Genomic DNA, 8,559 nt, shown 5'->3' with positions numbered 1-8,559 from the left:
GTCCCCCGCCGCCAGCAGGGCCGGCGCCGACCAGCCGGCGCCCAGGGGCGTCCACCCCAGGACGGCCGCCACCTCCGGGACCCCCTCCAGCACGCCCTCCAGCCCGAGCCGGCGCGCCTGCGCGACCACGACGACCAGCCCGACGACGGCGAGCACCGCGGCGGCCAGCGCGACCTCGCGCGAGCGTCGCGCGCCGAGGAGACGGCCGACCAGCCCCGTGCTGATCCGGGACGTCACCACGCACGTGACCAGCAGGACCGGCGCCAGGACCACGGCCGCGACCTGCGAGCCCTCGCGGCCCGCGCCGCCCCACGCGACGACCGGGGCCAGCGTGAGCATCGCGGTGAACGCGGTCGGCACCCCGAGCAGGGAGGCCAGCAGCAGGCCGGGCACGAGCCGCGCGGGCCGGACGCCGGAGGTGGCGAACCGGCGCACGTCCAGGGAGTCGTCGAGCCCCGGGACCAGGACGGGCACGACGGCCCACCCGAGCACCAGCAGGGTGCCGGCGACGACGAGGACGTCGTGGGCGACGTCGGGCGGCTGACGGGCCACCCACGCCATGCCGCCCAGGACAGACGGGAGGGTCAGGAGTGCCCAGACGCAGCCGAGCACCAGCAGCACCAGCCGCCACGGCTCGGCGGCCAGGGCCCGGCGCAGCAGCGTCGCCCTCAGCCGGAGGAGGGTCGCAGCCACGACAGCTCCGTCCGCTCGCGCGCACCACCGAGCAGGTCGATGAACCGGGTCTCCAGGTCCTGCCCCGCCCGGACCTCGTCCAGCGGTCCGGCGGCCAGCACACGGCCCTGCGCGACGACGGCGACGTGGTCGCACACCTGCTCCACGAGTGCCATGACGTGGCTGGACAGGACGACCGTCCCGCCGGTGGCGACGAAGCCGCGGAGGATCCCGCGGATCGCGGTGGCCGAGACGGGGTCGACGGCCTCGAACGGCTCGTCCAGGACGAGGACGCGCGGGGCGTGCACGAGCGCGCAGGCGAGGGCGACCTTCTTGGTCATGCCCGCGGAGTAGTCGCCCACGTGCGTGCTGCCCGCGGAGCCGAGGTCGAGGGCCGCGACGAGGTCGTCGCGGCGGGCGGCCAGCACGTCCCGGTCCATCCCGCGCAGCAGCCCCGCGTAGGAGATGAGCTCCGGGCCGGTCAGGCGGTCGAAGAGCCGCAGCCCGTCCGGCAGGACCCCGAGGAGCGGCGCGGCGTCCTGCGGGCGGCGCCACACGTCGACGTCGTGCACGTGGACGGTGCCCGCGTCGGGCAGGAGGAGGCCCGTCGCCATCGACAGCGTCGTCGTCTTGCCCGCGCCGTTGGGCCCCACGACCCCGTAGAAGGAGCCAGCGGGGATGTCGAGGTCGACGCCCGCGACGGCGAGCGTGGTGCCGAAGCGCTTGACGAGCCCGCGCAGCCGGACGGCGATCATGCGGGCGAGCCTACGGCCGGCGTACCGGTCGGCCGCGCACGGGGCCGGACGCAGCGCCGACGCAGGGCCGACGCCGGGCCGACGTCACCTCAGACGTCCGAGGAGGCGGGGAGGCTGCCCTGCGGCGGCGCCACCACGAGCGGACCGGGCGGCTCCGCGGCCGGCACCGAGTCCAGGGCCCAGCGGATCGTCCCGGTGACGAACCGGCCGACCGGGCGGACGACGGCGCGCTCGAACCGCGGGGCGTCGGACAGGCGCAGCGGCTCCCGCGCCCACCGGGGCAGCAGGGCCACGCCCGCCGAGGTGATGAGGGCGTAGCCGGGGAGCACGGCCTTGGGCAGCGGCGGCTCCCGCAGGAGGAAGTGCGCGGCCTCGAGGGCGGCCGGCGTGACGCGCAGCTCCGGCCGGTAGGCCTCGATCTGCTCGTGGAGCTCGGCGAGGGTCAGCGGCAGGTCCGTGGCCCCGAGCTCGCGGCCGACGACGGCGGCCTGCCGCACGTACGCGTCGCACCCGGCGGCGTCGAGCGGTCGGCGCCCGTAGGCCTGGTGCGCCGCCAGGAAGCTGTCGACCTCCGCGACGTGGACCCAGCGCAGCAGGTGGGGGTCGTCCGCCTCGTAGGGCTCCCCGTCCGGGGTCGTGCCCTTGATGCGGCGGTGGACGGCCTTGACGATCTCCACGGCCTGGCGCGCGCCGGCGTCCGGCCCGAACGTGGTCGCGGCCAGGAAGGTCGCGGTGCGCTGGAGCCGTCCCCACGGGTCCGCCTTGTAGCCGGAGTGGCCGGCGACCGCCGCCATGGCGCGGGGGTGCAGGGACTGCAGCAGCAGGGCGCGCACCCCGCCGGGGAACATCGAGGCGTCGCCGTGCACCCGCCCGATCGGGCTCGCGGGGTCGAACCAGCGCGGGCCGGGCGCGGAGTGGATCGCGGCCCGGGCCTCGGCAGGCTCCGGCCCGGCGACGCGGGTCAGGAGGGCGCCGGCCAGCCCGGCGCGGACGCGCGCGAGGGGGTGCACGGGGCGGTCGGTGGGCACGCTCGCCATCGTCACACGCCACCGGTCCGCGCCCACCGCCGGGAGGGCCGTTCGGGGGCCGCGTCACAGCCCGGTCTCAGCGGGCCGTCGGGCGGGCCGCCCTCGGCGTGGGCGGCCGCGCACACCAGGAACCCGCGCCGGTCGGTCCCCCGACGGGTCACGGCACGCCGTCGGGGCGGTCACGGGAGGGTCACATCCGGGCCCTCGGGCATCGATCCCGTCACGATTCACCGAACGGCCCAGGGGGCGTCACCGACGCGCCTAGCGTGGTCGACATGACCTCCCACCTGCCGCGACGCGCGGCCCTCGCGCTGCCCACCGCCGCCCTGGCCGTGGCGCTGCTGGCGGGGTGCGTGGGGTCCGGTGCGCAGAGCGGCGACGAGGCGTCCGGCGGCGCGGCGGACACCAGCGCGGTCGAGGAGAGCGCCGAGGGCGGCGGTGACGGGGTCGGCGTCGGCGACGCGGACCGCCAGGTCATCACCGAGGGCACTGTGGTGCTCGCGGTGGACGACCCCCGGGCGGCTGCGAACGACGCGGCGCTGCTGGTCGAGCACGCCGGCGGGCGCGTGGCCGAGCGCGTGGAGAACGCGGGGTCCGGCGTCGACGGCGTCCAGGACGCGTCCGCGAGCCTCGTCGTGCGGGTCCCGGCGACCGAGGTGTCCCGTGTCCTGGAGCAGCTGCGGGCGTTCGGGGACGTGCGCAGCGTCCAGCTGACCAGCACGGACGTCACGGGCGACGTCACGGACCTCGACGCCCGGGTCCGTGCGCTGGAGACGTCCGTCGGCCGGCTGGAGGCGCTGCTCGCCCAGGCCACGACGACGCAGGCCGTCATCGAGGCCGAGCAGACCCTCACGGACCGGCAGGAGCAGCTCGAGCAGCTCCTGTCCCAGCGGGCGCTGCTGGCGGACCGGGTCGAGATGGCCACGTTCCGCCTCGAGATGTGGACCGCGGACGCGGCGCCGGCGGTGGCCCAGACGGGCTTCTGGGGCGGCGTCAGCACCGGCTGGGAGTCCCTCGTCACGGCGGTGGGGACGGTCCTGCTCGTCGTCGGCGTGCTGCTGCCGTGGGCGATCGCCCTCGGCGTGGTGGCCCTCCTGGCGATCGCGCTACGGTCCCGCATGCGGCGACAGGTGACAACGGCGTCCCCTGTCGCTACCCCTCCCGCCGAGCCGGTCGGCGTGGGCGGCGGCGCGTCGTCGGGGGACGTCCCTCGCGACTGAGCCCCTGCTGCCGATCATGCAGGGGTGCCCCGACGCTGCCTGACCTTGACCTCCGCGACAGGCGCAGCTGCAGCAGCGATCCTGCTCACGCTCACCGCGTGCGGCACGGCGCTGCCGACGACGGCGCCCACCGCCACCCCGTCGCTCCCGGCGGTCCCCGCGGCCGGACCCACCCCCGCCCCGGCGGAGACGGAGTCGCCCACCGCCCCGGAGGACGGCGCCGCGGTGGAGCCCGCGGCACCGGCATCCCCGGAGCCGCCCACGGCACCGGGCACCGCGCTGGCCGCGGTGGAGCTGCTCGAGGTCAAGGGCCGCGCACCGAGGACGGGGTACGACAGGGACCTGTTCGGGTCCGGCTGGGTCGACACGGACCGCAACGGCTGCGACACCCGTAACGACATGCTCGCGCGCGACCTGGTCGACGAGACGTTCAAGCCGGGCACCCGCGACTGCGTCGTGCTCACCGGCACCCTGGCCGACCCGTACTCCGGGACCACGATCGCGTTCGTCCGCGGGCAGGCCACGTCCACCGCCGTGCAGATCGACCACGTGGTCGCGCTGTCCGACGCGTGGCAGAAGGGCGCCCAGCAGTGGGACGAGGCCCGGCGCGTGACGTTCGCGAACGACCCGCTCAACCTGCTCGCCGTGGACGGGCCGCTCAACGCGCAGAAGGGGGACGGCGACACGGCCACGTGGCTCCCGCCGCACAAGGGCTTCCGGTGCGCGTACGTCGCCCGGCAGGTCGCCGTGAAGGTCATGTACGCGGTGTGGGTCACCCCGGCGGAGCGCGACGCGATGGTGCGGGTGCTGGCGGACTGCCCCGCCGAGCCGCTGCCGGGCGGGGACGCTCCCGTGCAGGCCCTGCCCGCTCCCCCGACGCCCGCGCCCGCACCGGTGCCCGCACCGGCCCCTGCTCCGGTCGCCCCGGCACCCGCACCCGCCCCCACGCCGCCTGCCCCTGCCCCTGCCCCCGAGACCGTGTCCTTCGCGAACTGCTCGGAGGCTCGCGCTGCGGGCGCCGCGCCGGTCCGCGTCGGCGACCCGGGCTACGGCACCCACCTGGACCGCGACCGGGACGGCATCGGCTGCGAGTAGGACGCGCCGCTGTCCACAGTGCGTGCCACGGCTCCCGGCGGGCGGTCCGCCTGCGCTACCTTCGGCCCGCGCCCTGCGGGGTGCGTGGGGGCGTCAGGGGGCGCCCTCGGGGGCACCAGGGGGCTGGATGGCTGTCGTGCAGGGGGATGCGGCCGTGCTCGTCGAGCACGAGGTCCGCGAGCTCGTGCGTCGTCGGGGGATCGACCCGCTGGCCGACCCGCGCTCGCTGGGTGACCTCGTCGCGGCCGTCCTCACCGACTACGACCGCCGCGCCCTGCGCGGCGACGTCCCTCCCCTGGCGGACCCGGCCGGCACGCGCAAGGCGGTGCAGGACGCCGTCGGCGGCCTCGGCCCCCTGCAGCAGTACCTCGACGACGACGAGGTCGAGGAGATCTGGATCAACGCACCGACCCAGGTGTTCGTGGCGCGCCGGGGCGAGGCCGAGCTCACCACGACGCTCCTGAGCGAGGAGCAGGTCCGGGAGCTCGTCGAGCGGATGCTCCGGCTCTCCGGGCGGCGCCTGGACCTGTCCAGCCCGTTCGTGGACGCCGCCCTGCCGGGCGGTGAGCGCCTGCACGTCGCCATCCCGGACGTGACGCGGCGGCACTGGGCGGTGAACATCCGCAAGTTCGTCGCCCGGGCGACCCACCTCGACGACCTCGTGGCCCTCGGCTCCCTGACGCCCGCGGCCGCCCGCTTCCTGCACGCCGCCGTCACCGCGGGCCTCAACATCCTCGTGTCGGGACCCACGCAGGCGGGTAAGACGACCACCCTCAACGCCCTCGCCGGCTCGATCCCGCCCCGCGACCGCGTCATCACCTGCGAGGAGGTGTTCGAGCTCCAGGTGCCCACCCGCGACGTCGTGGCCCTCCAGTGCCGCCAGCCGAACCTCGAGGGCGCGGGCGAGATCAGCCTGCGACGCCTGGTCAAGGAGGCCCTGCGGATGCGGCCGAGCCGGATCGTGATCGGCGAGGTCCGCGAGGCGGAGAGCCTGGACATGCTCATCGCCCTCAACGCCGGCGTGCCGGGCATGTGCACGGTCCACGCGAACAGCGCCCGCGAGGCGCTCACCAAGCTCTGCACCCTCCCCCTGCTGGCCGGCGAGAACGTGTCGGCGGCGTTCGTCGTCCCGACCGTCGCCGCCGCGATCGACCTCGTGGTCCATCTCGAGGTCGACGCCCGCGGACGCCGGCGCACGCGCGAGATCGTCGCGGTGCCGGGCCGGGTGGAGAACGGCGTCGTGGAGACCAGCGACGTCTTCCACCGGCGGGACGGCGTCCTCGTCCGCGCGGACGGCTTCCCGCCCCACCCGGAGCGGTTCGAGCGGATCGGCGTCGACGTCGCCGCCCTCCTGCACGAGCAGGTCGGCTGAGCGATGGGCGTCGTGGCGGGGCTGGTGCTCGGGGCGGGCCTGTGCCTGCTGCTGTGGGCGGTGACGGCGGAGCCGCCCGCGACGCCGCTGCGGGGTGCGCGGTGGTCCGACCGGCTCACCGACCTCCTCACCCAGGCGGGCGTCACGGGCGTGTCCGCCGGCGGCCTCGTCGGTGCCAGTGCCCTGCTCGGTGCCCTCGTGCTGGTGACGGTCACGGCGGTCGTCGGGGTCCCCGCCGTCGGCCTGTGCTTCGGGCTCCTCGCGGGGGGCGCCCCGCTCGCCCTCGTCCGGTCCCGCGCCCGACGGCGCCGCGCCGCGCTCCGTGAGGTCTGGCCGGAGGTGGTGGACCACCTCGCCTCGGGCATCCGGGCGGGCCTGTCCCTGCCCGAGGCCCTGGCGCAGCTGGGCCATCGCGGGCCGGAGGACCTGCGCCCGGCCTTCCTCGCGTTCGCCGAGGACCACCGGGTGAGCGGCCGGTTCGGCGAGTGCCTCGACACGCTCAAGGCGCGCCTGGCGGACCCGGTCGCCGATCGGATCGTCGAGGCCTTGCGCCTGACCCGCGACGTGGGCGGCTCCGACCTGGGTCGGCTGCTGCGGACGCTGGCCCACTTCCTGCGCGAGGACCTGCGGACCCGCGGCGAGCTCGAGGCGCGGCAGAGCTGGACCGTCAACGCCGCCCGGCTCGCCGCGGCGGCACCGTGGCTCGTCCTGGCGCTCCTGGCCTCGCGACCGCAGGCCGCGGCCGCCTACGACACCCCGACCGGCGCGGCGGTCCTCCTCGCAGGCGGCGCCTCGACGCTGGTGGCGTACCAGCTGATGCTGCGCGTAGCCCGCCTCCCCGAGGACGTCCGGGTGCTGCGGTGACGGACCTCGTGGACTCGACACCCGGGCTGGTCGGCGCCGCCGTCGGGTCGCTGGCCGCCCTCGGCTGCTGGCTCGTGGTGAGCCGGCTCCGTGCCCGGACGCCCACTCTCGACCAGCGCCTCGCCCCGTACCTGCGGCGCCGGCCGACCGGGTCCGCCCTGCTCGAACGCGCCCCGGCGCGCGCGCCGTTCCCCGTGCTCGCGCGCCTCCTGGCTCCCCTCATGCGGGACGGGGTGCGGGTGGTCGAGCGCCTGGGCTCGCCCACGGCGGAGCTCCAGCGCCGCCTCGTGCGGGCCGGGCGCCGCCAGACGGTCGAGGAGCTGCGCGCCGAGCAGGTCGTGCTCGCCGTGGTGGGCGCGGCCGCGGGACTCGCGGCCGCCCTGCTCCTCAGCGCCGCGCGCGGCACGCCCGCCACCGCCGGGGTCGTCCTCGTCCTGGCCGCAACCGCGGCGGGGCTGGTGGCGAGCGACCGTCGTCTCGCACTGGCCACCCGCCGCCGGGAACGCGTGCTCATGGCCGAGCTCCCGACCGTCGCCGAGCTGCTCGCGCTGTCCGTCGCGGCGGGCGAGGGCGCCCTCGGTGCGCTGGAGCGCGTGAGCCGGACGGCACGCGGCGAGCTCAGCGGCGAGCTGGCCCGGGTGGTCGCCGAAGTCCGGGCCGGCAGTCCCCTCACCACCGCGCTCGACGCCCTGGCGGACCGGACGGGCCTCGTCCCGCTGGCCCGGTTCAGCGAGGCGATCGCCGTCGCGGTGGACCGGGGGACGCCGCTCGCCGAGGTCCTCCGCGCCCAGGCGCAGGACGCCCGTGAGGCGGGGCGGCGCGAGCTCATGGAGACAGGCGGGCGCAAGGAGGTCGCGATGCTCGTCCCGGATGTCAAGCGCTACCCTTACTCACATGGACGTAGTTATCTACGCGAGGCAAAGCCTCGACCGAACGGGCGAGGGCGCAGCGGTCGAGCGCCAGATCGCAGACTGTCGCGCGCTCGCTGAAAGGCGAGGCTGGACCGTCCGCGACGTGCTCGTCGACAACGACATGTCGGCATCGTCAGGCCGGGTGCGCCCTGCCTATCAGCGGCTCCTCGCCATGATGAAGGCTGGGGAGATCGGCGCCGTCGTCGTCTGGCACGTCGACCGCCTGACGCGCCGGCTCGTCGATCTCGAGGACGTCATCGGGCTCTGTGAGACGTCGGGCGTCCGCCTCGCCACCGTCACCGGCGACCTCGACCTCGGTACCGACACGGGCCGGATGCTCGCCCGCATCCTCGCCTCCGTCGCGCGCGGCGAGGTGGAGCGAAAGGGCACCCGTCAGCGCCGCGCGAACCGTCAGCGGGCCGAACAGGGCAAGGCGCAGTGGACCCGCCGACCATTCGGCTACGACCGCGCAGACGGGCGCGTAACCGTCGTCGAGCGCGAGGCGGAGGCGCTGCGGGAAGCCGCTCAGCACGTCCTCGCAGGGAGGGCCGTCGCACAGCTCGTCAAGCGATGGAATGCCGAGGGGCTGCCGACGAGCACGGGCGCGAAGTGGACCACGACCTCAGCCCTGATCCACCGGTC

8 protein-coding genes and 1 pseudogene are annotated in these 8,559 nt (G+C 76.3%); 6 read left to right on the top strand and 3 right to left on the bottom strand.

Translation table 11 applies throughout. The features are described 5' to 3' along the window. From N866_RS13670 to N866_RS13660, 3 genes and pseudogenes are all read right to left on the bottom strand, one after another. A pseudogene (locus tag N866_RS13670) lies at positions 1-693 on the bottom strand (ABC transporter permease); the annotation flags it as partial. Beyond that, on the bottom strand, positions 669-1,427 hold the full coding sequence (locus N866_RS13665; protein WP_034227277.1) for an ABC transporter ATP-binding protein: 759 nt from the start codon (positions 1,425-1,427) through the stop codon (positions 669-671). The pseudogene N866_RS13670 and the gene N866_RS13665, both read right to left, overlap by 25 nt. An 89-nt stretch (positions 1,428-1,516) precedes the next feature. Then, positions 1,517-2,464, bottom strand: coding sequence for an oxygenase MpaB family protein (locus N866_RS13660; RefSeq protein ID WP_052023054.1), 948 nt, complete (start codon positions 2,462-2,464; stop codon positions 1,517-1,519). Positions 2,465-2,730: 266 nt separating this feature from the next. Between N866_RS13660 and N866_RS13655 the strand changes: the two genes are divergently transcribed. The 6 genes from N866_RS13655 to N866_RS13630 all read left to right on the top strand — a co-directional run. Further along, positions 2,731-3,675, top strand: a complete 945-nt coding sequence (locus N866_RS13655; protein WP_155855372.1) for a DUF4349 domain-containing protein — start codon at positions 2,731-2,733, stop codon at positions 3,673-3,675. 45 nt (positions 3,676-3,720) lie between these two features. After that, a complete protein-coding gene (locus tag N866_RS21010) occupies positions 3,721-4,770 on the top strand; it encodes a GmrSD restriction endonuclease domain-containing protein (protein ID WP_245612595.1) in 1,050 nt (349 codons plus the stop codon). Between the two features lie 127 nt (positions 4,771-4,897). Beyond that, positions 4,898-6,142 (top strand): TadA family conjugal transfer-associated ATPase, encoded by a 1,245-nt coding sequence (locus tag N866_RS13645; protein WP_034227275.1) that lies wholly within the window; start codon positions 4,898-4,900, stop codon positions 6,140-6,142. 3 nt (positions 6,143-6,145) lie between these two features. Then, on the top strand, positions 6,146-7,006 hold the full coding sequence (locus N866_RS13640) for a type II secretion system F family protein (RefSeq protein ID WP_034227274.1): 861 nt from the start codon (positions 6,146-6,148) through the stop codon (positions 7,004-7,006). Continuing rightward, the gene (locus tag N866_RS13635) at positions 7,003-7,995 is read left to right on the top strand and encodes a type II secretion system F family protein (protein ID WP_052023051.1); all 993 of its coding nucleotides are present in this window, start codon (positions 7,003-7,005) and stop codon (positions 7,993-7,995) included. Before N866_RS13640 ends, N866_RS13635 begins: the two co-directional genes overlap by 4 nt. Beyond that, positions 7,877-8,559: recombinase family protein (locus N866_RS13630; RefSeq protein ID WP_342668429.1), on the top strand; the 683-nt coding region annotated here is incomplete at its 3' end. The genes N866_RS13635 and N866_RS13630, both read left to right, overlap by 119 nt.

The sequence above is a fragment of the Actinotalea ferrariae CF5-4 genome (assembly GCF_000603945.1).
In the GTDB taxonomy this organism is placed as follows: Bacteria; Actinomycetota; Actinomycetes; order Actinomycetales; family Cellulomonadaceae; genus Actinotalea; species Actinotalea ferrariae.
The sequence above is the reverse complement of the archived record's forward strand: the minus strand, read 5'-3'. Positions and strand labels throughout refer to the sequence as shown.